Annotated in this window: 25 protein-coding genes; 19 read left to right on the forward strand and 6 right to left on the reverse strand. The window is 62.5% G+C overall.

Annotation, left to right across the window (positions count from 1 at the left end; all coding sequences use genetic code 11):
• Positions 1-2 precede the first annotated feature (2 nt).
• Entirely contained in the window at positions 3-1109 is a 1107-nt protein-coding gene (locus tag E2K76_RS16240) for an ABC transporter substrate-binding protein (protein ID WP_169053348.1), read from the reverse strand.
• A 156-nt stretch (positions 1110-1265) separates the two neighbouring features.
• Between E2K76_RS16240 and E2K76_RS16245 the strand changes: the two genes are divergently transcribed.
• Both E2K76_RS16245 and E2K76_RS16250 read left to right on the forward strand, forming a co-directional pair.
• Complete coding sequence (locus E2K76_RS16245) at positions 1266-2210, forward strand: LysR family transcriptional regulator (protein ID WP_136685506.1); 945 nt, start codon at positions 1266-1268, stop codon at positions 2208-2210.
• A gap of 112 nt (positions 2211-2322) precedes the next feature.
• On the forward strand, positions 2323-2976 hold the full coding sequence (locus tag E2K76_RS16250) for an RraA family protein (protein WP_246032994.1): 654 nt from the start codon (positions 2323-2325) through the stop codon (positions 2974-2976).
• Between the two features lie 464 nt (positions 2977-3440).
• Here the strand turns inward: E2K76_RS16250 and E2K76_RS16255 are convergent, their stop codons facing one another.
• Complete coding sequence (locus E2K76_RS16255; RefSeq protein ID WP_136685508.1) at positions 3441-4106, reverse strand: TetR/AcrR family transcriptional regulator; 666 nt, start codon at positions 4104-4106, stop codon at positions 3441-3443.
• A gap of 161 nt (positions 4107-4267) precedes the next feature.
• On the opposite strand from E2K76_RS16255, the gene E2K76_RS16260 reads away from it, so the two are divergent.
• Genes E2K76_RS16260 through E2K76_RS16300 form a run of 9 tightly spaced genes read left to right on the forward strand, consistent with a single transcriptional unit; the run spans position 4268 to position 11924 of the window.
• Entirely contained in the window at positions 4268-5248 is a 981-nt protein-coding gene (locus tag E2K76_RS16260) for an ABC transporter substrate-binding protein (RefSeq protein ID WP_169053349.1), read from the forward strand.
• Positions 5249-5283: 35 nt separating this feature from the next.
• A complete protein-coding gene (locus E2K76_RS16265; protein WP_136685510.1) occupies positions 5284-5997 on the forward strand; it encodes an ABC transporter permease in 714 nt (237 codons plus the stop codon).
• Positions 5994-6773 carry an ABC transporter ATP-binding protein gene (locus E2K76_RS16270; protein WP_136685511.1) on the forward strand — a complete coding sequence of 260 codons (780 nt, stop codon included), beginning with the start codon at positions 5994-5996 and terminating at the stop codon, positions 6771-6773. The genes E2K76_RS16265 and E2K76_RS16270 overlap by 4 nt, the downstream gene beginning before the upstream one ends.
• Positions 6774-6780: 7 nt before the next feature.
• Positions 6781-7545: an ABC transporter permease gene (locus E2K76_RS16275; RefSeq protein WP_169053350.1), complete on the forward strand. Its 765-nt coding sequence runs from the start codon at positions 6781-6783 to the stop codon at positions 7543-7545.
• An 11-nt stretch (positions 7546-7556) separates the two neighbouring features.
• Positions 7557-8747 carry an FAD-dependent oxidoreductase gene (locus E2K76_RS16280; protein ID WP_136685513.1) on the forward strand — a complete coding sequence of 397 codons (1191 nt, stop codon included), beginning with the start codon at positions 7557-7559 and terminating at the stop codon, positions 8745-8747.
• Positions 8744-9490 carry a maleate cis-trans isomerase family protein gene (locus E2K76_RS16285; protein ID WP_449265780.1) on the forward strand — a complete coding sequence of 249 codons (747 nt, stop codon included), beginning with the start codon at positions 8744-8746 and terminating at the stop codon, positions 9488-9490. Before E2K76_RS16280 ends, E2K76_RS16285 begins: the two co-directional genes overlap by 4 nt.
• The gene (locus E2K76_RS16290) at positions 9490-10269 is read left to right on the forward strand and encodes an alpha/beta fold hydrolase (RefSeq protein ID WP_136685514.1); all 780 of its coding nucleotides are present in this window, start codon (positions 9490-9492) and stop codon (positions 10267-10269) included. The genes E2K76_RS16285 and E2K76_RS16290 overlap by 1 nt, the downstream gene beginning before the upstream one ends.
• A gap of 3 nt (positions 10270-10272) precedes the next feature.
• A complete protein-coding gene (locus E2K76_RS16295) occupies positions 10273-11304 on the forward strand; it encodes a leucyl aminopeptidase (protein WP_136685515.1) in 1032 nt (343 codons plus the stop codon).
• Entirely contained in the window at positions 11304-11924 is a 621-nt protein-coding gene (locus E2K76_RS16300; RefSeq protein ID WP_136685516.1) for an isochorismatase family protein, read from the forward strand. The genes E2K76_RS16295 and E2K76_RS16300 overlap by 1 nt, the downstream gene beginning before the upstream one ends.
• A gap of 280 nt (positions 11925-12204) precedes the next feature.
• Here the strand turns inward: E2K76_RS16300 and E2K76_RS16305 are convergent, their stop codons facing one another.
• Positions 12205-13110 carry a LysR family transcriptional regulator gene (locus tag E2K76_RS16305; RefSeq protein ID WP_169053351.1) on the reverse strand — a complete coding sequence of 302 codons (906 nt, stop codon included), beginning with the start codon at positions 13108-13110 and terminating at the stop codon, positions 12205-12207.
• Between the two features lie 193 nt (positions 13111-13303).
• On the opposite strand from E2K76_RS16305, the gene E2K76_RS16310 reads away from it, so the two are divergent.
• The 6 genes from E2K76_RS16310 to E2K76_RS16335 are packed head-to-tail and all read left to right on the forward strand — an operon-like array spanning position 13304 to position 19710.
• The gene (locus tag E2K76_RS16310) at positions 13304-14821 is read left to right on the forward strand and encodes an ABC transporter substrate-binding protein (RefSeq protein ID WP_169053352.1); all 1518 of its coding nucleotides are present in this window, start codon (positions 13304-13306) and stop codon (positions 14819-14821) included.
• 15 nt (positions 14822-14836) lie between these two features.
• Positions 14837-15754 (forward strand): ABC transporter permease, encoded by a 918-nt coding sequence (locus tag E2K76_RS16315; RefSeq protein WP_136685519.1) that lies wholly within the window; start codon positions 14837-14839, stop codon positions 15752-15754.
• Complete coding sequence (locus tag E2K76_RS16320) at positions 15754-16665, forward strand: ABC transporter permease (protein ID WP_169053353.1); 912 nt, start codon at positions 15754-15756, stop codon at positions 16663-16665. Before E2K76_RS16315 ends, E2K76_RS16320 begins: the two co-directional genes overlap by 1 nt.
• The gene (locus tag E2K76_RS16325) at positions 16662-18308 is read left to right on the forward strand and encodes an ABC transporter ATP-binding protein (protein ID WP_136685520.1); all 1647 of its coding nucleotides are present in this window, start codon (positions 16662-16664) and stop codon (positions 18306-18308) included. The genes E2K76_RS16320 and E2K76_RS16325 overlap by 4 nt, the downstream gene beginning before the upstream one ends.
• Positions 18305-19003, forward strand: a complete 699-nt coding sequence (locus tag E2K76_RS16330) for a hypothetical protein (RefSeq protein WP_136685521.1) — start codon at positions 18305-18307, stop codon at positions 19001-19003. Before E2K76_RS16325 ends, E2K76_RS16330 begins: the two co-directional genes overlap by 4 nt.
• A gap of 11 nt (positions 19004-19014) precedes the next feature.
• Positions 19015-19710 carry an RraA family protein gene (locus E2K76_RS16335; protein ID WP_136685522.1) on the forward strand — a complete coding sequence of 232 codons (696 nt, stop codon included), beginning with the start codon at positions 19015-19017 and terminating at the stop codon, positions 19708-19710.
• A gap of 2 nt (positions 19711-19712) precedes the next feature.
• Here the strand turns inward: E2K76_RS16335 and E2K76_RS16340 are convergent, their stop codons facing one another.
• The 3 genes from E2K76_RS16340 to E2K76_RS16350 are packed head-to-tail and all read right to left on the reverse strand — an operon-like array spanning position 19713 to position 22118.
• A complete protein-coding gene (locus E2K76_RS16340) occupies positions 19713-20630 on the reverse strand; it encodes a dihydrodipicolinate synthase family protein (RefSeq protein ID WP_136685523.1) in 918 nt (305 codons plus the stop codon).
• Positions 20627-21331, reverse strand: coding sequence for a ribonuclease activity regulator RraA (locus tag E2K76_RS16345; protein ID WP_136685524.1), 705 nt, complete (start codon positions 21329-21331; stop codon positions 20627-20629). Before E2K76_RS16345 ends, E2K76_RS16340 begins: the two co-directional genes overlap by 4 nt.
• Positions 21332-21344: 13 nt before the next feature.
• A complete protein-coding gene (locus E2K76_RS16350) occupies positions 21345-22118 on the reverse strand; it encodes an SDR family oxidoreductase (RefSeq protein WP_136685525.1) in 774 nt (257 codons plus the stop codon).
• 88 nt (positions 22119-22206) lie between these two features.
• On the opposite strand from E2K76_RS16350, the gene E2K76_RS16355 reads away from it, so the two are divergent.
• Complete coding sequence (locus E2K76_RS16355; protein ID WP_136685526.1) at positions 22207-23139, forward strand: LysR family transcriptional regulator; 933 nt, start codon at positions 22207-22209, stop codon at positions 23137-23139.
• 629 nt (positions 23140-23768) lie between these two features.
• Positions 23769-24315, forward strand: a 547-nt coding sequence (locus E2K76_RS16360; protein ID WP_181952914.1) for a choice-of-anchor L domain-containing protein, incomplete at its 3' end; no start/stop codon positions are given.

Here is a 24315-nt window from a genome sequence, read left to right on the forward strand (position 1 = left end):
GGTCATTGCCCCAGCGACTGGCGCAGGCGGGTCTGGAACGCCTCATAGCCTTCCATCATCTCGGGGTCGTAGCCGAGCATGATGATGTTCTCTTCGCCCACTTCCTCGACCACCGAGGTATAGGTGGCACGCACGCCGTCACCGGGCTGCACGCCGGGGCGGGCAGGGGTCAGGCCGCCCTTGCCGAACGCGATCTGGCCTTCTTCGGACAGGATGTAGTCCAGCATCAGTTTCGCGGCCTCGGGGTGGGCCGAGGCTTTGGGAATGCCGATCCCGCGGATCATCATCGGCTGGCCATCCTCGATGTAGTTCCAGTCGAGGAACTGGCCGCGCCCTGCCTCGTCGATGCGGGGCCAGACGGTGATGCCGGACATGAAGTAGGACACGACGTATTCGCCGCTGGTCACCTTTTCCATCTGCGGCCCGCCGGTCGTTTCCATCCGGAGCGGCAGCGCGCCAAGCGCGTCGAGCCAGGCCCAGGCCTTTTCCTCGCCGTGATGCTTGACGAAATAGTAATGCGCGACATAGCCGAAGGGCGACGAGATTGGCGAATATGTCGTCACGCGGTTCGCCCACGCGCCCTTGTTCTCCTGCGCCAATTCCACGAAATTGGCAAAGCTGTGGGCGCGTTGGTCCTCGGGGACGTTCAGCGCGCTCCATGCAAAGACAAGCGGATCGGCGGACACGGTGTAAAGACCGGGGAAGGGCTTGGACCAGTCGGGCCAGTTCCCCGCCTCGGGCGAGGCGTAGTCCATGATCTGCCCGCGCGCCTGCATGTCCAGCCAGCCGGGCTGCGAGGCCGTGGCGATCAGGTCCGCCGTCGCCACGCCGGTGGAGCTTTCCGCCAGATACCGCTCGATCGACTCGCGCGAGCCGACGTCGAGGATGTCGACCGTGATGCCGGGATATTTGGCGCGGAAGCCTTCGATCACCAGTTGCCAGTTCTTCTGGCCCATATTGGTGTAGATCAGCAGGCTGCCCTCGGTCGTCGCGGCCTTGATGGTGTCGGCATAACCCGCCGGATACCCTGCCGGCACGTCTTGTGCGGCGGCAAGCGATGCCATCAGGGCCGACGCCGCAAGCGCCAGCGCAGTCGTGGTGAAACGCATTTCTCTCTCCCCGTTGAGGTCCATCCCTCCGATCGTGACCGGGCTCCCTGGATCGACGCCTCCGACTATCGGGCGGTACGACACGCTGCACAAATTGAAAGGGCACGTTGATTTATTCGGGAAATCTATGGATGCTTTTCGGTGGGGGATTTGCTTATGAATACCAATGCGGCCCAGACCATCACACTGCGCCAGATCCGGGCGTTCATCGCCGTCGCGCGCGAGAATTCGTTTACCCGCGCCGCCGAGTCTGTGCATCTGACGCAGCCGGCGCTCACCTCCTGCATCCGGCAGCTGGAGGATCGCGTCGGTGCCAGCCTGTTCGACCGGACGACGCGGCAGGTGACGCTCAGCCGGTTCGGAGAGGCGCTTTTGCCGACCGCGGAACGCATGGTCCGCGATCTGGATGCCGCGCTGGCCGAAGTGCGCGCCTTGCAGGCCGGCACGCAAAGCGACATTGCCATCGCGACCGTACCGTCCATCGCCAGTTCCATCATGCCGCAATCGCTTGCGGCATTTTCCATGCTGCACCCCAAGGTCGGCATCAGCCTGACCGAGGACCATTCCGAAGGCGTGCGCCGCAAGGTTCTGGAAGGCGAGGCGGATTTCGGCTTCGGCGGCATCACCGAGCCCTTCGCGGATATCGAGGCGACGCCGATGTTCTACGATCTGGTCGGCCTTTTCTGCCATTCGGACGATCCACTGGCCGAGCTGGACCGCCCGCTGCACTGGGCCGATCTTGCCGGACGTGAGATTTTCAACATGGGTTATCAAACCCAGATCCGCGAAATCATCGACGTGGTGCCGGAACTTGCAATCTCGTTTTCCCAGACCGCCTATCGCGTGCGCAACACGCTGACGACGTTGCAGATGATCCGCAGTCGCGACGCGGTCGCCGCCCTGCCACGACTGTCAATCCCGCCCGAGGCGCTGACTGATGTGGTATTCAAACCCCTCATCGGGCCGGAGCTGCGACGCGACATCTTCCTGTGCCGCCGCGAGAGGTCGGTGCTGACGGAAACCTCGGTCAAGTTCATCCATGAAATCCGCCGCATTGCGGCCGATACCGGCGCCACCCTGTATGATTGGGACGGGATTTAGCAATTCCGGTTATAAATCGATCACTACATTCGATTTGTCCTTTATGTCCCGCGCGGCGTTAGCTTTCCGGAAATGGCGGATCGCGAGGGAGAGAGTTTTGATCGGATCAAGAGTGCTGCAACGCACAAGATGCGTGGACGCGGATATCATCGACGGCTTCAGGACGGTCCCCGTCGCCAATGTCAGCGATGTGATGGAGCGGGTCTGGTCCGCACCTGCAAGCATCCGTCCTATCCATGACGGCACGCCCATGTGCGGCCCTGCGGTGACTGTGCGCGCCGCCCCCGGCGACAACCTTTTGGTTCATAAGGCGCTGGATGTGGCCGAACCAGGCGATGTGATCGTCGTAGATGCGGGGGGCGATCTGACCAATTCTATCCTTGGCGAAATGATGATTACCCACGCCATCGCGCGTCGTCTTGGTGGCATCGTCATCTTCGGCGCGATACGAGATTTCGATACTTTGAAGACTTGGTCCTTTCCCGTCTTCGCTGCGGGCGTGACTCATCGCGGTCCTTACAAAAACGGCCCAGGAGAGCTAAACGTGCCGATCGCTCTAGGCAGCATGGTGATAGAGCCCGGCGATGTCGTCCTCGGGGATGGCGATGGTGTGATCACGGTGCCGTTTGTCGATGCAAATTCGATACTTGAGGCGGCCCAGAAAAAGCACGCAAAAGAGCTGGCGCATATGACTGATTTACAGAACGGAGTTGCTGATCGCGACTGGATCGATGCAAAACTTAGATCACTAGGAGCTAAGTTCTGAGACCATCCGTAGCGCTCACCCCTTAGATTTGTAGGTCGTTAGGGCGAGCAGTTTTGATCGTCGGAACGGTGATCAGACGAAGCCATTTCGCATTTACGGATACCCCGCATTCATGGGCGGCGTGCTGCTATGCAGCATGCTGACGTACTGATTGCTATGAGGCAAGACGCGTACTGCAACTGCATCCGGGTCTCTAGCTGCAAGTGACGGCTAAAAGGCTCGGCACGACGACCCGGTCGCCCTCTAACATCCTTCAGGACCTAACTTGGGCCGGCCCTTTGCGGACATTCGCGCGCTTGGAATGCCGCGGCGCGGCGCTCCCGAAAGCAGTCGCTCGACACTTGCCGCAGAAACTCACCAGCTATCGAGCCGGCAATGGGACGACGCAACGCCGCATCCTGACAAGACCGGGCGGGACGTCCCTCGATCCGCTTGATTTCCCGCCAGCGGGCCGCGTGATTAGCCTATTTCCGCTCCCGCAAGCCCCCGCCCGCCAACATGCCTGCAGTGCCGAAGGCAATCGTGGTTTGCAGCATTTCCCTCATAGGGTCGTCATCATTTCCCATCAATTCGGTAAGTCGACTGGTGCCAGAAAACGCATACAGATATGCCCCGATAAGGAGGGACATCCGCTGATAGATCTCACGGTCAGGAAGGGCGAGCAGCCTGCCAAACGCTCCGGCATAGGCATGCGTCGACTCGTTGTGTACCGCTCGCCGTAGTTCAAAAGATAAGTCCTCCGGTTCCATGTGCAGCCGAGCATGCAGTTTGAGGAACGCTCTCCCTTGGACGTTTCCGTAGAGAGCCGCAGCAGGTTCAATGAACGCTTTCACGAGATCCTCCACATCATACGAACGCCCAGACAGTGCTGCGAGCCGCTCCATGCGAGCTGCCGAGATGGCATGCCCGCGGCGAGTAAAAACGCTCCGGAACAGGTTGTCTTTGTTCTGGAAGTAATAAGCGATCATCGCAGGGTTTACGCCGAGCTTGTCCGCGACTTGACGCAGTGTGGTACCGGCAAACCCTTGTTCCGCGAACATCACCTCGGCGGCATCTAAAATCTCCTCGGATAGATTGTTCTGGCCCTCGGGCCGCCCCGGTTTTCGAGGCTTTAGATCGGCGCGTGTCATCGTGTCCTTCCCGTGCCGTCTTTTCAGGCATCTTGCCGTGTCATTCTAACCTTCGGCCGGTAAAAGCACAAAAGTATTAATTAGGTGCTTGATTAATTATTTTTGTCACATAGGCTCATTGTACAGAACAAGAATCCGACAGGGAAAATCCTATGAGAAACATGATTCATGGCCTTCTGGCCGTGTGCTTCTGCACGCCCGCCGCGTGGGCCGAAGTTCCCACCGTAACCATGCAGGCTGTCGCCGGCAGCATCGGCGGTGTTCCAATGATGATCATCGAGGGCGAGGGGCTGGACGAGAGATACGGCTTCAAGGGTAAATTCGAATACCTGCCCAGCGACGGGCTGTTCCAGAACTTTCTGATCGGAAATTCCGACATCGCGATGGACAACGATCTACTGGGTGTCGCCATCGCGCGGGCCGAGGGGTTTGACGTCTCTGCCTTCTATCCAGTTGGAAATCTCTACCTCGGCATCGTAGTGCCCGGCAGTTCCGAAGCGCGGACGCCTGAGGATCTGAAAGGCCGCAAAGTCGGCCATTTCGGTGCCGACAGCGGCACCACCGCCTTCATTCGTCTGATCGTACAAGAAATCTATGGCTTTGATGTACTCGAGGATTACGAGATGTCGCAGGTCGGGCCAGGCGCGCTGGTCCAGCTCCTGGCTCAGAGTGAGGTTGAGGCGATCTTCAACTTCGAGGGCTTTGTTTCGGAGGCAATGGTTGCAACCGGGGGGCGCTACCTGCTTCAGGCCCATGCTGACTACGCGAAACATAACAATGGCTTTGCCCCATGGATCACCAACATGGTCGCACACGAAGAATGGATGCAGGCGAACCCCGCGCTCGCCTATGCGGTCCGCGATGCCTATGACGAGGCAATCCGGCTGCTGGAAGACAGCAACTACGAAATCCTGCGCAAGCCCTATATTGCAGAGGCGCTTGGCATGACCGACCCGGCCGTGCTGGACCAGATGATCGAGAACGGCAACACCTACGGCTACTTCACCAACGACTGGTCCGAAGAAAAACGCACCGCTGCGCTCGAATTCCTAGGCAAGCTGGCCGAAGACGGCTCGGTTATCGAGGAGGTGCCGGACGGCACGCTGATCTCGCTTGAAGACACGATCGGACCGCGTCCGTGAGTGGGGCCGAACGTCTACTATGGTCTGCCGCGTCGATGCTGCTGCTGATCCCGCTGTGGTATCTGGCGGCGGCGCAAGCGACCTTCATCGAACCGCCGCACGCCGTTCTGGCCGCGCTGCCGCATTTCCTGTCCGACCCCGCAACATGGTCGAACATCGGCCTGACGATGGCGCGCGTGGTCGCGGGCCTGTCGCTAGGCATCGTTGCGGGGTTTGTCGCGGCATTTGTGATGTCACGCTCCCGGTTCATGGGCGAGGTTCTGGGCTGGTATGTCATCGCCGCCCTTCGCACCCCAAGCGCCATCGCAGCCATCCTTGCGCTGGCGATCTTCAAAGGATCCGAGGCAGGCTATGTCCTCGTCGTCGCCTTTATCACCTTTCCCTATATGGCGATGGGAATGCGCGACGGGCTGAACAGCGCCGATCGCGAACTGGACGAGATGTCGCGCATCTATCACCTTGGGCTTCTGGCACAGGTGCGACACGTCTGGGCGCCATTCGTCGCGCCCTACATCTTCTCGGCTCTGCGAAATGCCCATGCGCTGGCATGGAAGGTCATCGTCGTGGCCGAGATTTTCGGCGCGGCGCGGGCCGGCTTCGGGGCCAAGTTCGAACATGCGTGGGAATATATGGTGATGATCGAGGTGCATCTGTGGCTCCTCGTGTTCATGGCCATCGTGTTGATTGCCGAATACGGCCTGATCCGCACGCTTGAAAAATACACCTTCCGTTGGAGGAAAGAAGCATGACCGACAGCGTTCTTCGGGTCGAAGACCTTGGCGTGTCCTATGGCGCATCCGAGGCGGTGCGGAAGCTGGATTTTGACATTAAGCGCGGCGAATTCGTCGCGATCTTGGGGCCGTCCGGGTGCGGTAAGTCGTCGATGCTGAACGTGATCTCCGGCCTCAACGCGCCCAGTCGGGGCCGGGTGTGGGTCGAAGGTGCCAAGCTGTTCACCGCCGCGTCGAAGGCGCCGCGACTTGGCTACGTTTTCCAATCGCACCGGCTGCTGCCTTGGCGGACCGTGCGGCAAAACCTCGAGATCGCTTTAGCGGCGTCCAGCGTGCCGAAGGCTGAATGGGAGGCGAAGATTGACGAGATCCTCGGCATCCTGCACATCCGCCAGTTCAAGGACGCTTGGCCAATGCGCTTGTCCGGCGGACAGAGGCAGCGCGTGTCGATCGCGCGGGCGCTGGTCGTCGATCCGTCCTACATCCTGATGGACGAGCCGCTTTCGACGTTGGACGAGGTAACTGCCCGCTCCCTTCGGCAGGAACTGACCGGCATCGTGCAGCGCACGGGCGTCACGGTGATTTTCGTCACCCATTCCATCCGCGAGGCTGTGTTTCTTGCCGACCGGATCCTGATACTGTCGCGCGGCCCCGCCCGCCTGCACGAGGATTTCACCGTCCCGCTGTCCCGCCCGCGAAACTACGACGATCCCCGCATCTCTGAAATCGAAGGGCAGATCATCGCCGGCGTACAGGCACCCTGGGGCCTTGGGGGGCAACGCGATGTCGCGTGATATTGCCATGACCCCACCATTACACTTGCGCGTCCCACCGCGCCTTGTTGCCGCGCTTGTCGCCTTTATCTCGATGCTGGCGATCTGGCACGTCATGTCGCTGAACTTTCGCCCTTGGGTCCCCGGCATATCATCCACCCTGCTGGCGATTGAGGCGCAGCTTGGATCGGCCGCGTTCTGGAGCAATTTTTTACTGACACTGGGGCGCGTTCTGTCCGCCTTTGTCGCGGCCACGCTAGCGGGATCGGCCATCGGGTTGTTCATCGGCCTGAACAAGCGGGTCGAGGTGTTTTTCCAACCGCTGTTGGCCCTGGCGCTGGCGGTGCCGGACCCGGTTTATATCATTTTCGCGATCCTTGCCCTTGGCACGGGCGAGGCTGCGGGGTTCGTTGCCCTTACGATCGCGGTTGCGCCCTTCGTGGCCAACATCGTGCGGTCGAACGTGCAGGCGCGCGACCACGATCTGGACCAGATGGCGCAAATCTATCACCTGCCGCGTCATGTCCGCCTGTGGGCCGTGCTTGCGCCGCAGCTGGTGCCCGCGCTGCTGACCGCAATGCGCTTTTCCTTCGCGCTGTCGTGGAAACTGGTTGTCGTGGTCGAGGCGATTGGCCAGCCCGACGGGATCGGCGCGCAAATCTTCAACAGCTTCCGCCTGCTTCGCATGCGCGACGTGGCGGCGGTGGCCATCATCTTCATCATCGCCATGCAGCTTATGGAGCGCGGCGTGCTTGGGCGGCTGGAAAAACGCCTGCTGCACTGGCGTAACTGAAAGGACGACACATGAAAATCGCAATCATCGGCGGCGGGATCGGCGGCGCCGCAACCGCCCATGCCCTGCTGCGCAAAGGGTTCGACGTTACGATCTTCGAACAAGCCCCCGCCTTTGGTGAGGTGGGCGCGGGCGTCCAGATCACCCCCAACGCGGTCAAGGCCATCGTGGGGCTGGGGCTGGCGGATAAACTGTTCGCCAACGCCTTCTACCCCAAGGCGGTCACGGGGCGTCACTGGCAAAGCGGGCGGCAGAATTTCCGCATCGACCTTGGTCCAGAATTCCGTGCCCATTACGATGCCCCTTTCATCCACGTCCACCGCGCGGACCTGCTGGATATCCTGATTTCAGACCTGCCGTCCGAAAACTGCCGCTTTAACATGCGCTGCACGGGGATCGAACAGACCGCCGGGGGTGCACGGGCCAGCTTTGCCGACGGCAGCCAAATCGATGCGGATCTGATCATCGGCGCGGATGGCGTGCGGTCGGTCGTCCGCAGCCAGCTCTTCGGTGAAGGTGGCCTGCGCTGGACGGGCCACCAATGTTACCGCGCGCTGGTGCCGACAGGCGGGGTGGTGGATTACGTCGCCCCCGAAAGCGCCTTCTGGATGGGCCCGAAGGCGCATGTTGTCACCTATTACGTAAAAGGCGGTCGGGCGGTGAACATCGTCGCCGTGACCGAGGCACAGGAATGGGTTACCGAAAGCTGGAGCACCCGCGCCTCGGCAGACGAGATGTTGCGCGATTTCGAAGGCTGGCATCCCGACCTGCAAAAGCTGTTTGAGGGGGTGACCGAAACCTTCAACTGGGGCCTGTTCGACCGCGACCCGATGGACACATGGTCAAAGGGCAACGTCACCCTGCTGGGCGATGCGTGCCACCCGATGCTGCCCTTCCTGTCCCAAGGTGCGGCCATGGCGATCGAGGACGCCTATGTTCTTGCCGAGGCGCTGGCCATGCACCGTGACCTCGGCGACGCCCTTGCCGCCTATGAGGCGGAGCGCCAGCCCCGCACCGCCCGTGTCCAGCTTGAGGCGCGGGAGCGGGGACGGACCTATCACCTGCCCACCGAGGAAGAGATGGCCCGACGCGACGAGGAATATGCGCGCCTTGCCAAAGAGGACCCGCGCACCACGGGCATCAACACCGACTGGGTCTACGACTATGACCCGCGCAATTTCAGCAGAAAGCTTGCAGCATGAGCATTCGCATCGGACAGATCGTCCCGAGCTCCAACATCACCATGGAAACCGAGATCCCTGCGCTGCTGAAGGCGCGGGAGCTGATCGCGCCCGAACGGTTCACCTTCCATTCGGCCCGCATGCGGATGAAGCATGTGACCAAGGAAGAGCTGTCGTCGATGGACGCAAATTCCGACCGTTGCGCGTTGGAGCTTTCGGATGCCAAGGTGGACGTGATGGGCTATGCCTGTCTGGTCGCGATCATGTCGATGGGCCTTGGCTATCACCGCCAGTCGCAGGAACGCCTGACGGGCGTCGTGCGCGGGAACGGGTCGGACGGCGCTGTCGTAAACTCGGCCGGTGCGCTGATCGAGGCGCTAACCGCGATGAAGGCCAAGAAGATCGCCGTCGTCGCCCCTTATATGAAGCCGCTGGCGCAGATGGTGTTCGATTACATCGCCGCCGAGGGGTTCGAGGTCGTGGACAGCCGCGCGCTGGAAATTCAGGACAACCTTGCGGTGGCCGCGCATGACACCGCGAACCTGCCGGGCATCATCGCCAGCATGGATGTGGCGGATGCCGATGTGATCGTGCTGTCGGCTTGCGTCCAGATGCCGTCGCTGCAAGCCGTGCAGACGGTCGAGGCGCTGACGGGCAAGCCTGTCGTGACTGCCGCGATTGCAACGACGTGGCAGATGCTGAACGCGCTGAACCTTTCGACCCGCGTGCCGGGTGGCGGTGCGCTGTTGTCGGGGGCCTATTGATGCGCGGGTATAACATACACGCCAACGGCATCCGCCAGCACCTGCTGCACTACGCGGGGAACGGGCCGGAACTGTTGCTGATCCCGGGCATCACCTCGCCCGCGATTACTTGGGGGTTCGTGGCGGAACGGCTGGCTGAAACCCATGATGTGCATGTGTTGGACGTGCGCGGTCGGGGGTTGAGCGAGGCTGGCGATCTGGATTACTCGCTGGACGCAATGGCGGACGATGCGATCGCCATCGCGCAGACCATGAACAGCCCGATCGTGCTGGGCCATTCCATGGGCGCACGGATTGCGATCCGTGCGGCGCGCAAGAACCCCGCCCCGTTTGCGGGGCTGCTGCTGGTCGATCCGCCGGTTTCGGGTCCGGGGCGTCGGGCCTATCCGTCGCAATGGCCGTGGTATGGCGATTCCATCCGCATGGCGCAAAAGGGGTGTTCCCCCGACGATATGCGCAAGTTCTGCCCGACATGGACGGATGAACAGGTCGCCCTGCGCGCCGAATGGCTGCACACCTGCCATTGGGGCGCGATCAAGACGGCTTTCGACGGATTCCATGTCGATGACATCCATGCCGACCTGCCGCAGATCAGCCTGCCGATGCGGCTGGTCGTGGCCGGGGGCGCCCCGGTGATCGGTGACGAGGACGTGGCCGAGATCCAGACCCTCGCCCCGCATATCGAAGTAAAGACCGTCGAAAAGGCGGGCCATATGATCCCGTGGGATGACCTTGAAGGTTTCCTTGCGGCAGTCACCGATTTCAAAACAGGGAAGTAGACCATGGATCACACCAGCTTTACCGAAATCTGCCTTCACCAGTTGAAAATGTCGGGCGTGCGCAATGGCGAACGTCTGGTCGTGCTGACCCAAGGCAATGACCGTCTGGCCTATGCCGATGCGTTCATGGCGGCGGGTCAACGTCTGGGCGCGCAGATGTATCACATGCGCCTTCCCGCGCCGCTGCCCTCGGCCGAATGGTCGGTGGGTGTCACGGGTCTGGCCGCGATGCCTGACGCGGTCGAGGCGCTGAAGAACTGCGACATGCTGATCGACTGCATCTTCCTGCTGTTCTCCCCCGAACAGTTCGCGATTCAGGCCGCCGGCACCCGCATCCTGACGGCGGTGGAACCGCCCGAGCTGCTGGCCCGCATGCTGCCTTACCCCGAGCTACGCGAGAAGGTCACCATTGCTGCCGACATGCTGGAACGTGCCAAGGTGATGCGTATCACCTCGCCGCACGGGACGAACGTGACCTACAAGCTGAACACCTATGAAACGGTGGCGGAATATGCCTGCACCGACACGCCCGGCCGCTGGGACCACTGGCCGTCGGGCTTCGTCTTCACCGGCGGGGATGACGACGGCGTGGACGGGCAGATCGTCGTGGCCCCCGGCGACATCCTGCTGCCGCAGAACCTGATGGTGCGCGAGCCGATCACCTATACGATCGAGAAGGGCTGGATCACCGACATCCGCGGCGGGCTGGAGGCGCAGATCGTCAAGGAATACATGGCGTCCTTCAACGACAAGCGCGGCTTCGGGATGAGCCATGTGGGCTGGGGCATGAACCCCAACGCGAAATGGCACAACTTCGTCCCCGGCACCTTCGAGGGCGGCATGGGCATGGAGCCGCGCAGCTTCTACGGCAACGTCATGTTCTCCACCGGGCCGAACAACGAGCTGGGCGGGCCGAACGACACCGCCTGCCATCTGGACATCCCGATGCGCGGCTGTTCGCTGTTCCTCGACGATGCGGCGGTCGTGATCGACGGCGACATCGTGGTCAAGGAAATCCAGATGGACCGCAACTGATGACGCAGGAAACCGTCTATGACGGCGCGGGCTTTGGCCGCGCCGTTCCGCGGGGAACGCGTCCGGGTGTGGTCGTGGTCGATTTCAGCTACGGCTTCACCGACCTGCGATATCCCACCGCATCCGATGCGGCGGCGCAGATGGCCCGCACCAAGGAGATTTGCGACCTTGCGCGGGACAAGGGTTTCCCGGTGATCTTCACCACCATCGCCTATCACCCCGGCGAGGTGGACAAGCTGCCTTGGCTGAAGAAGGCCACGGGGATGGCGGCGCTGATCGAGGGGACGCGCCTTGTCCAGATCGACGCGGCCACCGGCATCCAACCGGGCGACGCGATCGTGACGAAGAAGGGCGCATCGTCGTTTTTCGGATCCACGTTGGCAGCACTTCTGGCGGGGGCGGGGGTTGATACGCTGGTGGTGACTGGTGCCACAACCTCGGGCTGCGTCCGGGCGACGGTGGTCGATGCGGTGCAGTCTGGGTTCAATGTGCTGGTGCCGCGCGACTGCTGCGCCGACCGCGCGCAGGCGCCGCATGACGCGAACCTTTACGACATGCAGCAGAAGTACGCGGATGTGACAGATGCGGCCGATGTAGTAGCGTGGCTAAGCTCGGTCTAACAAAGCAGAAAGCGAGGCGTGACAACATCAAAATATCCGGGCGAAAGGGCGATTCAAAGCGGGGGCGGCCCTTTGCGGACGCTCGTGCCTCGCCGATGCTGCATTGCAGCTTTCCTCAAAGCGGACATTTGTCGGCAGTGCAGCGCAACGCGCTGCAATGGTCTGGCAGGAAAACACATTCCGGTAGAATGGCTTGGCTTTGCGTCAGCGCCGCCATCAAGCTACGATACGGTGAACCGAAACAGCCCCACAATAATGCCAGGTCAGTCAAGGCAAACGTCTAGCGGATGATTCGACCGACAATATCGCGAAGCAATACGGAAATCGCACCAAGCTCATCCGGCGGCAGGCGGTCGCCATGCTCCAACGCGACATGCCGGAACAGCGGCGGGTTGATGACATCGCGGACGCGGATGGAACCCGCGGCCACCTCGTCCCTGACCGCGATCCATGGCAGGAACGTCCGACCCAGCCCTGCCATCATCGCCTGTTTTCGCGGGTTCGGCCCATCGATCTCGTGAACCACCTGCACGTGCGCTCCGATCTGTGCAGCCAGCTTGTCAACAAGAACCCGAACAGGCTTGCCGACCCTTGGCAGCATTAAGGGCTCGCTCAGAGCCTCGAGGAGCGTCACGGGTTCGATGGCGGTGTCGGGGTGATCGGCGGACATGCAGAAAAGCATGTTCTCGGCCCCCAGCCATTTCGAGGGCGGCGTGTCGTCATCCGCGATGACGATGGCCAGATCGATCTCGCCCGAACGCAACATCTCGCGGCTTTCCTTGGTGTTGGTCTCGATCACATAAAGCCCCGAAAGGAAACGCAGCTCGCTTGACCGTTGCAGCAGTTCCGGCGTCAGGGCCGTGGCCAGCGATGGAATTGCGGAAATCCGCAACACCTTCGCGTCGAACGTGCCGCGGGCGCGTATGCGGCGCAGTTCCTCTTCGGCGCGCGCGACCTGCGCAAGGATAACGACCGCGTGGTCCAGCAGAAGCTGCCCGCCCTCGGTCGCGACGACCCCCGTCCGCGACCGCGTGACCAGCGGAGCACCGAAGTCGGCTTCAAGCTCTTTCAGGTGATAGGACAGCGCAGGTTGCGGCACCGACAATCGCCGTGCGGCAGCCGAAAGCGATCCTTCTTCAAGGATCGCGCGGAAGTAGCCAAGACGACGCAGATCAAGCCAGCTCATACCCATCCATACATTAATTCAATAGGTGTGGGGATATTCTGTATTGGTCAAAAACGAAAATCCGTTGCTACTCTAAATCATACGGATGCGAAGGTCTTGGGAGGGATCTGCCCGCATGTCACCGCAACGGATTTCTACACTTGACCCGCTGGCGTCCTGCCACCGGGATATTCGATCTCGGGGAGGAGAGAAGATGAAACCGACAGCAGGATTCCATCTTGCCGCACTGCTGCTGGCAAGCGTTTCGATGCCGGCGTTCGCGCAGCAGGACGACAGGGTGATCACCATCGTGACCCCCTATGCTTTCGACAATATCGACAGCTGCAATTCATCGTCCGAGGTCGGGCTGATCGTCCGCGAAAACGTGGTCGAAGCGCTGACGCATCTGGACGAGGTCACCGGAGAGCCGCAGCCCCGCCTCGCCACCGCGTGGGAGCAGGTGGAGCCGACCGTCTGGCGCGTCACGCTGCGCGAAGGCGTGAATTTTACCGACGGCAGCCCGTTCGACGCGGCTTCGGTGGAACGCTCGATCGAGCGGATGTTTAATCCCGCGCTGGACTGTCTGAACCGTGGCAAGCTGTTCGCCAACATCCGCCTGACGCCGAAGATCGTCGATGACCATACAATCGATATATCGACCGAACAGCCCCAACCCTTGATGCCACTGTTCATGAGTTTTCTGACCATCGAATCCCCCAAGACCGAGATGGACCGCCCGACCAGCACCCCCGTCGGCACCGGACCCTTCACGGTGACGCCGCGCGGGCCTAACGATCCGACGGTTCTAGTGCGGCAGGATGCCTATTGGGGCGAAGCACCCGAGGTTTCGCAGGCCACCTATCTGCGCCGTGACGAAAGCACGATCCGCGCCGCGATGGTCGAGGTGGGCGAGGCCGACATCGGCCTGAACATCGCCATTCAGGATGCGACGAACCCCGAAACCGACATCGCCTATCAGAACGGCGAGACGACGCGCCTGCGCTTTAGCTTCGCCGCGCCGCTGGACGACATCCGCGTGCGCCGCGCCATGAACATGGCCGTGGACCGCGAGGCGCTGCGCGATGGTCTATTCAACGCCGATTACGTTTTGGCGACGCAGATGTATCTGCCGCGCATCAACGGCTACAATCCTGATCTGCAGCCTTGGGCATACGATCCCGAAGGCGCGATGAAGCTGCTGGAGGAAGCCCGCGCCGACGGCGTGCCGCTGGACATCGAGATCCCCGTGATTTCCCGCATCAACTTCTATCCCAACGGGCAGGAAGCGATGGAGGCGATGGTTGCCATGTGGCAGGCCGTGGGTCTGAACGTGCGTCTGCAGACGATGGAACGCGCGCAATGGCTGAAGCTGGTGAACAAGCCATATGGCGAAGATCGCCCGCCGATGCTGATCCAGGAACAGCACGACAACAATTCGGGCGACGCGACCTTCACCATGCATTTCCGGTATCATTCCACCGGCCAGCAGTCGGAATTCGGCGATCCCGAACTCGACCGTCTGATCGACGCCGCCGACGCCGCGCAGGGCGAGGAGCGCACCAAGCTGTTTCAGGATGCCAACGCCTATAGCAGCGAAAGCGTCGTGCCAGACGTGATGATGTTCCACATGGTCAACTACATGCGCATCTCGCCGCGTCTGGATTTCAAGCCGGATGCCGTGACCAGCACGATGATGGAACTGTCGAAGATCAAGTTCAGCGGCACCAATTAGGGAAAGGGCGATCCGATGGGGTTCTACCTTCGCCAGCGAACGATCCAGAGCGCGATTTCACTGCTCGGGCTAATCGTTCTCGTCTTCTTCCTTGCGCGGCTGACGGGCAATCCCGCGGATCTGTTCCTGCCCGCCGATACGCCGCAGGCGATCCGCGACGAATATGCCGCCCGCCACGGGTTCGATCAGCCGGTGATCGTGCAGTTCGGGGCCTATCTGATGGACCTGCTGCGGCTCGATTTCGGTGAATCGCTACGGGACGGCACGCCAGCGCTCGACTATGTGCTGGCGGCCTTTCCGACCACGCTGCTGCTGTCCTTCTGGGCGATGACGATTTCGCTGACCATCGCGATCGTCACCGGATCGGTCGCGGCGTGGCATCCGGGCGGGGTGTTCGACCGGATCGCCAGCCTGATTTCGTTGACCGGGGCGTCCATCCCGAACTTCTGGATCGCCATCGTCGGGGTGCTGGTGTTCTCGGTCTGGATGCGGGTGCTACCGACCTCGGGCACGGGGACGCCGTGGCACTGGATTCTGCCGGTGGCGGTGCTGTTCATCCGGCCCTGCGGCGTGCTGGTGCAGGTGGTGCGGTCTTCTATGCTGGCCGCCTTCGCCTCACCCTATGTCAAGACGGCACGGGCGCGGGGGGTGCGGGAACGAGCGGTGATTTTCGTTCACGCTCTGCGCAACGCCATGCTGCCGATCATCACGGTGGCGGGCGATCAGGCCGCCGGAATGATCAACGGCGCCGTGATCGCCGAGACCATCTTCGGCTTTCCCGGCATCGGCAAGCTGCTGATCGACGCGATCATGTTCCGCGATTTTGCAGTGATCCAGGCGGCGGTGATGATCACCGCCATCGCGATCTTCATCCTCAATATCGGCATCGACCTTCTCTACTCGATGCTCGACCCGCGCGTGAGGCACGGCTGATGAGCGATATGACACAAACCGCCCCCCTGCGCCCCGAAAGCGCCGTGGCCGAAAGCTTCATGATGCTGTGGCGCGACAAGTTCGCATTCGTGAGCGCACTGTTCCTGCTGCTGGTGACGGCTGCCGCCTTGTTCGGCCCAGCGCTTTTGCCGGACGGTGCGATGACGATGAACCTGCGCGGCCGCAATGCCCCCCCGTTCGAATGGGAACGCGGCTGGGTCTACCTCCTCGGAGCCGACAATCTGGGGCGTGCGGTTCTGGCGCGTCTGGTGATCGCCAGCCGCTACACGCTGATGATCGCGGTGTCGGCGGTGCTGATATCCTTGGTGGCGGGGACGGTGTTGGGGCTACTGGCGGGCTATTGCCGCGGGCGGGTCGAAACCGTGATCGTGCGCGGTGCGGACATCCTGATGTCGTTCCCCTCGCTTCTGCTGGCGCTGATCGTGCTGTTCGTGCTGTCGCCATCCGTGTCCAACGTGGTGATCGTGCTGGCGATCAGCCGCCTTGCCGTCTACCTGCGCACCTGTCGCGCCGAGGTGATGGAGATCCGCGAGCGACAGTTCGTGACCGCCGCCCGCGCGCTTGGCGCGTCCCATGCGCGGATGATCTTCATCCACATCCTGCCCAACGTGATCCCGACACTGATGACGCTGGCGACGCTGGAATTCTCGGCGGTGATGCTGTCGGAAAGCTCGCTGTCCTTCCTCGGCCTCGGGGTGCAGGCCCCCGCCGTCACATGGGGCCTGATGGTGGCCGAAGGGCGGGGATACCTCGCATCCGCTTGGTGGCTGTCGTTCTGGCCGGGGGTGGCGATTTCGCTCACGGCGATATCCGCGAACCTGCTGGCCAACTGGGTCCGCACCGCGACCGATCCCGCACAACGCTGGCGTCTTGAATGGAGGGCGAAATGAGCAGCCATCTTCTCGAAGTCCGTGACCTCGGCGTCCGATTCCATACACGTGCTGGCGTTGTCGATGCCGTCCAGAATGTCAGCTGGCATCTGGATCGGGGCGAGACGCTGGCCATCCTTGGCGAAAGCGGATCGGGCAAGTCGGTGTCGGCCTCGGCCATCATGGGTCTGATCGACATGCCGCCGGGGGAGATCCATTCCGGCAGCATCACCTTCGACGGGCGGGACATGCTGAACCTGACCTTGGCAGAGCGACGGCAGGTGAACGGCAAGCGGATCGCTATGATCTTCCAGGACCCGCTGGCGGCGCTGAACCCGGTCTATTCCGTGGGCAGCCAGATCACCGAAAGCATGATCGTCCACGGCGTCCCGCCAACCGAGGCGCGGAAGCGCGCTGTCGCTCTGTTGGACCGCGTGGCGATCCCCGAACCCGAACGGCGCTTTCACGAATACCCGCACCAATTCTCCGGCGGGCAGCGCCAGCGGGTGATGCTCGCCGCCGCCATCGCGATGCAGCCGGACGTCCTGATCGCGGACGAGCCGACCTCGGCGCTCGATGTGACGGTGCAGGCGGAAATCCTGAAGCTGCTGAAGACGCTTCAGGCCGAAACCGGCATGGGTATTCTGATGATCACCCACGACCTTGGCGTCGTGACCGAGGTGGCCGACCGCGTCATCGTCATGCGGCGGGGCGAGGTGGTCGAACAAGGCGCGCTATCCCGCGTGCTTACCGCGCCCGAACGCCCCTATACCCGCCAGCTTTTGGACGCGGTTCCGGGCCGCCACGGTTTCGCCGCGCGAGAGGACCGCGCAAAGACCGAGACGCTGCTGGAGGTGAAGAACCTCTCGAAGTTCTATGGCGTCACGTCCGGCATAATGCATACGTTGACGGGCCGGGAAATCCGCGCGCTGAACGATGTGAGCCTGACGCTGACTAAGGGTGAGGTTCTGGGCATCGTCGGGGAAAGCGGGTCGGGCAAATCCACGCTGGTCAACACGCTGCTGGGCCTGACCACGCCGTCGCAGGGCGAGGTTCTGTATCGCGGCCAGACGATGCTGTCGGGCGACAACCGCGCAATGTCGAAAATCCGCCGCAACATCCAGGTGGTGTTTCAAGACCCGACGGCCTCGCTCAACCCGCGCATGTCGGTGCGCCGGATCATTGCGGAGCCGTGGGCCGTGCATAAGGGCGTGCTGCCCCGCGCGCAGTGGCGGGGCAGGGTGGCCGAACTGCTGGAACAGGTGGGCCTGTCGCCAGACCATGCCGATCGCTATCCGCACCAGTTTTCCGGCGGGCAGCGCCAGCGCATCGCCATCGCCCGCGCCCTTGCCCTGCAGCCCGAAATCATCATTTGCGACGAGGCGGTGTCCGCGCTGGACGTCTCTGTTCAGGCGCAGGTCATTCAGCTTCTGAAACGCCTGCGGCAGGATCACGGGCTGTCCTATCTGTTCGTCGCCCATGACCTTCCGGTCGTGCAGGACTTTGCCGACCGCGTCGCCGTCATGCAGGGCGGGCGCATCGTTGAGACGGGCCGCACAGAAGACATCTTCGAGCGGCCCGAGCATCCCTATACCCAAAAGCTCCTCGACTCGCGCCCCGCCGAGGAACGCGAGCGGAGCCGTCGAAAGGAAATTCCCGCATGACCGACATCGCCTCGCAGACGGCGGAGCTGCTGGTGCACTCGCGCCAGACGGACAGCCCACTGATCGCCTTGCCAGCCACGCTGGAACCGGCGGATCTGGATCAGGCCTATGCCGTGCAGGATGCGACGCTGCGCCGGATCGGGCGCAGCGGCGGCTGGAAGGTCGCACCGAAGCCGGATGGCGAACCGCGCTGCGCCCTCCTGCCCGCCTCGGCCTTCCACGCATCGGGCGTCACGCTGCAAGTGCCCGCCAACGGATTCGAAATCGAGGTGGAGACCGCATTCACCTTTGGGGACGATGGCGGGATCGTTTCGGTCCATCTGGCGGTGGAGTTGATCTCGTCCCGTTTCCGCGACCGGAAGGGGATTTCGGTTTTCACTTCGGTCGCCGATCTGCAGGGCAATGCGGCGGTGGTCGTCGGGCCCGCGCATGACCCGAATGGGCTGGACCTTGCCGCGCTCGAGGCCACGCTGATGCTGGACGGCACCGCTCTGGATCTGCCGCAGCGCCATGCCGGACTGCCCGCGACCCTGCCGGTGTTGGACTGGCTTGCGGAACATGCACGGCGGCGCGGGCATCCGCTCGGCACCGTCATCACGGGCGCGCGGATCGGCCCCGTTCCGCTTGGCCGCGTCGAAAGGCTGGAGGTTTCGGCGACGGGGCTGGACGCCGTCTCCATCACGTTCACGCATTGAAAGGAAAGAAGATGTTCGGATTTGCAATTCACCCGCGGTCGGACGCCGCCTCGCAAGATCTGCTGGACCGGTTCCGCCCGATCCCCGTCGCCAATATCAGCGATGTGATGTCGCGCATGACGGCGGGGGGGGCGCGGCTGCGGCCCATGCATGACGGCAGCCCGATGATCGGCGTTGCGGTCACGGTCAAGACGCGGCCCGGCGACAACCTGATGATCCATCACGCGATGGACATCTCGGGCGAAGGCGACATCATCGTCGTGGATGCGGGCGGCGATCTGACGAATTCCCTGATGGGAGAGATGATGATGAACTACGCCGCCTCGCGCGGGATCTCAGGCTTCGTCTTGGACGGGGCGATCAGGGATGCCGACGTGATCCGGCAGGGGGCAATGCCGATATTCGCAGCCGGTGTGACCCATCGCGGCCCCTACAAGACCGGACCGGGAGAGATCAATTGCCCCATCGCCATCGACGGCATGGTCGTGCAACCCGGCGACATCATCATGGGCGATGCCGACGGCGTGTTGTGCATCCCGCTGGCCCATGCCGAAGCGATCCTGATCGCCGCCGAGGAGAAATGCGCCGCCGAGGAACGCACCCGCATCGCGATCCGCGAAGGCCGCCTCAACCGCGCATGGGTACGCGAGGGGCTGATCGCCGGCGGATGCATCCTGCCCGATCAGCAGGTGCGCGCCGCCGAGTAGCCTCAGGGGCGCGGGTCACGCCGCGCCAACCGCTCCAGAAGGTAATCGACCTCGGCCCGCCCCTGCGCCGTCAGGGCGGTGCCGGGTTTGCGCTGGATGTCGCAGGCGATGGCACCGCGCTTCATCAGAACGTATTTTCGGATCGCGAGGCCGACGCCCGGCTGCTGCTCGAACCGGATCAGGGGCAGATGCGCGTCGAACAGGTCATGCGCGGCGCCGCGTTCGCCGCTCCGATGAAGCCGGTCCAGATCGACCAGCATGTCGGGAAAGGCATATCCGGTCATTGCACCGTCGGACCCCCGCTCCGGCTCGAAGTCGAGGAACATGCCACCGTTCGCGGTCAGGATGGAAAACGCGCGCAGTCCCTCGGCCTGACGTTTGCGCAGGGCGCTGATCTTTTCTAGCCCCGGCCAATCCTCGGCCTTGAGCATGACGCAGGACGGGTGCGCCTCCATGATCCGCGTGATCATCGGGACGGACAGGATCACCGACAGCGTCAGCGGATAGTCCTGAAGCGCCCAAGGCACGTCGGCGCCGATCGCGTCCACGGCCTGCGAAAAATAGGCGGCGATCTGTTCGTCGCTGCGCAGATGCGAGGCGGGGGCGACCATCACGCCCGCCGCGCCTGCCTCCATCGCTTCGCGCGCCAGCGTCCGCATCGCAGCGAAGCCAGGGCTGGAGACACCGACCACCACCGGCACGCGTGACCGCCGGACGACGCGCCGCGCAATCTCGCGGGATTCCTCCGGCTCCAGCTTTTGCGCCTCGCCCAGAATGCCGAGGATGGTGATCCCCGTGGCCCCCGCGTCCTGATAGAAATCGGTCAGCCGGTCGAGACTGTCCCAATCCACCCCGCCATCGGGCGTGAAGGGTGTCGCCGCGATGGGGTAGACGCCTTTGGTTTGGGTGCCGAAGGTCATTGCTCCGCCTTCCACGCGGCATAGCGGGCCTTCGTATCATCGTTCATCGGGTATAGGCCGGGCAGCTTCTCGCCGCGCTCCACCTCTGTGACGATCCATGCTTCCATGCGTTCCTGCTCCACCGCCTCGTCCAGAACGGCGGCGACCAGGGCTTGCGGGATGACCACGGCGCCGTCCTGATCTGTCACGATCATGTCGCCCGGAACGATGCAGACGCCGCCGCAACCTATGGTTTCCTCCCACCCCACGAAGGTCAGACCCGCAACAGAGGCCGGAGCCGCCGTGCCGCGCGCCCAGACGGGTAGCCCACTGCCCAGAACGCCGGTGATGTCGCGCACCACGCCATCGGTGATCAGCGCGCCGCAGCCCTTCTTCACCATCCGCGCGCACAGAATGTCGCCGAAGATGCCCGCATCCGTCACACCCATCGCGTCTGCGATGACCACGCAGCCCTCGGGCATCGCCTCGATCGCCGCGCGGGTGGAGATGGGCGAGCCCCAGCTGGCGGGCGTCGCCAGATCTTCGCGCGCGGGGACGAAGCGCAGCGTGAAGGCGGGGCCGACGATGCGCGGCAGGCCGGGGGCCAGCGGCATCGCGCCGCGGATCCAGACATTGCGCAGACCCTTCTTCAGCAGCACCGTGGTCAGGGTGGCGGTGGAGACGCCGCGCAGGGCCTCGATCGTGGTCTGGTCATATGTCATTGCTGTTCCCTCTTCAGATGCTGGCGATCAGGCCGCCGTCGATGCGGATGACAGACCCGGTGATGTAGGATGCGCGGGCGGATGCGATGAATGCGACCGTGTCGCCGTATTCCTGCGGATTGCCGTAGCGCCCGACGGGAATAGACGCGGTGGAGGCGGCCGAGACATCCTCGACGCTGCGGCCTTCGCGCTTGGCCTTCTGTTCGTCCAGAAACGTGATGCGCCCCGTGGCGATGCGGCCCGGAAGGACGATGTTGGCGGTGATGCCATCGCGCCCGACCTCGGCCGCGAGCGTCTTGGACCAGCCGACCAGCGTCAGCCGCAGCGCGTTGGAAATCCCGAGGTTGGGGATCGGCGAGACGACGCCCGACGAAGTCGAAGTGACGATCCGCCCCCATGCGCGTTCGCGCATCCCGGGCAGCACGGCATCCGTCACCGCGATGACCGAACGGACCATGCTGTCGAAATGCTGCGACCAGACCTCGGGCGGTTGACCTGCCGCGGGGGTCGGGGGCGGGCCGCCCGTATTGTTGATCAGAACATCTACCTGCCCCAAAGCCGCAAGCCGTGCGGGGATCACCGACAGGTCGGCGATGTCCCATGCCAGCGCCACGGCATCGCCGCCCGCCTGCGCAATCGCGTCAGCCGTTTTCTGCGCCGCGCCTTCGTCGATATCGGCAACCACCACTCGCGCGCCTTCGGCAGCGAGAGAGCGGGCGATGGCGCCGCCAAGGCCGCCCCCTCCGCCGAAAACCAAAGCGCCTTTTCCTGCCAGACCAAGATCCATTCCGTTTCTCCCGTTTTGGGAAGGTTACGGGTTCAAACGGCAAATAAAATGTCGCTTTCTATTGATTCAAGCGATAGCTTTCCTATTGATGGAGACACGATTTCTGGAAACCTTCCTGCTTGTCGCAGAGCATGGGTCGTTGGCCGAAGCCGCACGGCGTCTGGGCCTGACCCCTGCCGCCGTCGCCCAACGCATGCAGGCGCTGGAGGACGAATTCGGCGTGCCGCTTCTGTCGCGAACGGGGCGTGCGGTGCAGCCGACCTCCGCCGGCCATGCGATCGTCGAACAAAGCCGGCGGGTGATTTCCGACATCCGGCAACTGCGCAGTCTGGCCACCACCGACGCCGCGTCCGGCGAATTGCGGATCGGCGCGATCTCCACCGCGCTGACGGGCCTTCTGCCGCGCGCCTTGCGCAAGCTGGTGGACGAGGTTCCGCAAGTGGAAGTCTTCATCCTTCCCGGCACATCCGCACAGCTTTTCAGCGCGCTGAACGAGAACCATATCGACGCGGCGCTTTTGGTGCGGCCGCCATTCGAGATGCCGAAGACCATCGAATGGCAAACGCTACGGGCGGAGCCGCTGATGCTGTTGGCCCCCGCAGACCTTGCCCACGAAGACCCGGTGACCTTGTTGGCGACCAAGCCCTTCATACGGTACGACCGGAACAACTGGGGCGGACGGCTGGCCGAAAAATGGCTGCAAAGCCACAATATCCGCCCCCGCGAATGGCTGGAACTCGACCAGCTCGAAGCGATCGCAGTGATGGTCAGCAACGGGCTGGGCGTATCGATCCTGCCCGATTGGGCACCGCCATGGCCCACCGGGGTCGACGCGGTGCGGCTGCCCCTGCCGGGCGGGCCGGTGTTCCGCGAGATCGGGATCATCACGCCGCGAAACGCCTCGGCTAGACGACTCGTGCAACTTCTGATCGATGCACTTCATGAGGGCGTAAAGACGTCAGATAGCAAACCCGAAAATACGATCCGAAATGACGATCAAATCGGTGTTCGTCTGTGCTAGATTCGGGTAGCACCGGTCGGAATCTGAGATGCGGCCCTTTGCGGACGGTCGGCCCTCCCCAATGCTGCGCGGCGGCGTTCCCGGAAGCGGACGTTCATATGATGTGCAGAAAGCTGTCTTTGACTTGTTTCAAATCCGCGCAGTTTTGGCAGACTTTCAGTCTGCCGCAGAGCAGACCGCGTATCCGGCACCGACTAAAGCATTGAGTAGAGCGTCTCTCGCTACTTCGGAGGAAACGCTCGCGTGACTCCCGGCAAGGCACTTTGCAAGGGATTCGTCGAAAACTCTGCTCGCTAGCACGTCCCTAGAACGACACATCCAGTCCGAAGCAGATTGCGCATCGTGGATCGACACTATTCTGAGCGACAATGCATCTTCGAATACGACGGGTGACTTCCACATTCTCCGACTCCCTTGGATCCGCTCCGTCTCTAGACCTTCGGCAAAGGATGCAAAGCCAATCTTCGAAGCGGCCAGATTCTGGGCATGAGCGCGACATATCTGTGGCAATTATACAATTTTGGGGCGTTCTGGTAGGTTTTCGTTAACCGCTCCGTAGACTGCTCCCGATCGAACATGCCAATCCCATCCGCAATCCGAAGTTGAATGCACCGGGCGAGGGACGCGAGATGGTGAGTGCAGTAAAACTGCCAGTAAATACGAATGCTACTGCTCTGCAGATGGCAGAAACGATGTTCGGCAAAGGCGTGACAGTTACCTCGGCGACCTACTCGGGCGGCGCAGCGTCGAAGGGCATTTTCTCGAATGGCCTTTCAACTTCGCCGGGCGTCTTGAGCGCAAATTCAGGCGTAATTTTGTCCACCGGGAACGCAAGCGCGTTCACGAACGCCAGCGGGCAGGCGAACCAGCAGGTCGGTACCGGAACCGATGTCCAAGGAGGGGTCGACGGGAACGCACGCCTGAATGCGATTTCGAATTTGAACACCTTCGATGGGTCCATTCTCGAGACGACGTTCGTCCCGGAGGGCTCAATCCTGACGATGCAGATCATGTTTTCGTCGGAGGAATATCCTGAATACGTCAATCAAGGCTTCAATGATGCCGTCGGCATTTTCGTCAACGGTCAGCGTGCTGAACTTTCTATCGGCTCGGGAGACATCTCAATCGATAACATCAACGCGGTAGGCTCCAGACCCATTGATTTCAGGCCTCTGG

Origin of the sequence: Falsirhodobacter xinxiangensis, from assembly GCF_004959935.1 — a bacterium.
GTDB classification, from domain to species: domain Bacteria; phylum Pseudomonadota; class Alphaproteobacteria; order Rhodobacterales; family Rhodobacteraceae; genus Falsirhodobacter; species Falsirhodobacter xinxiangensis.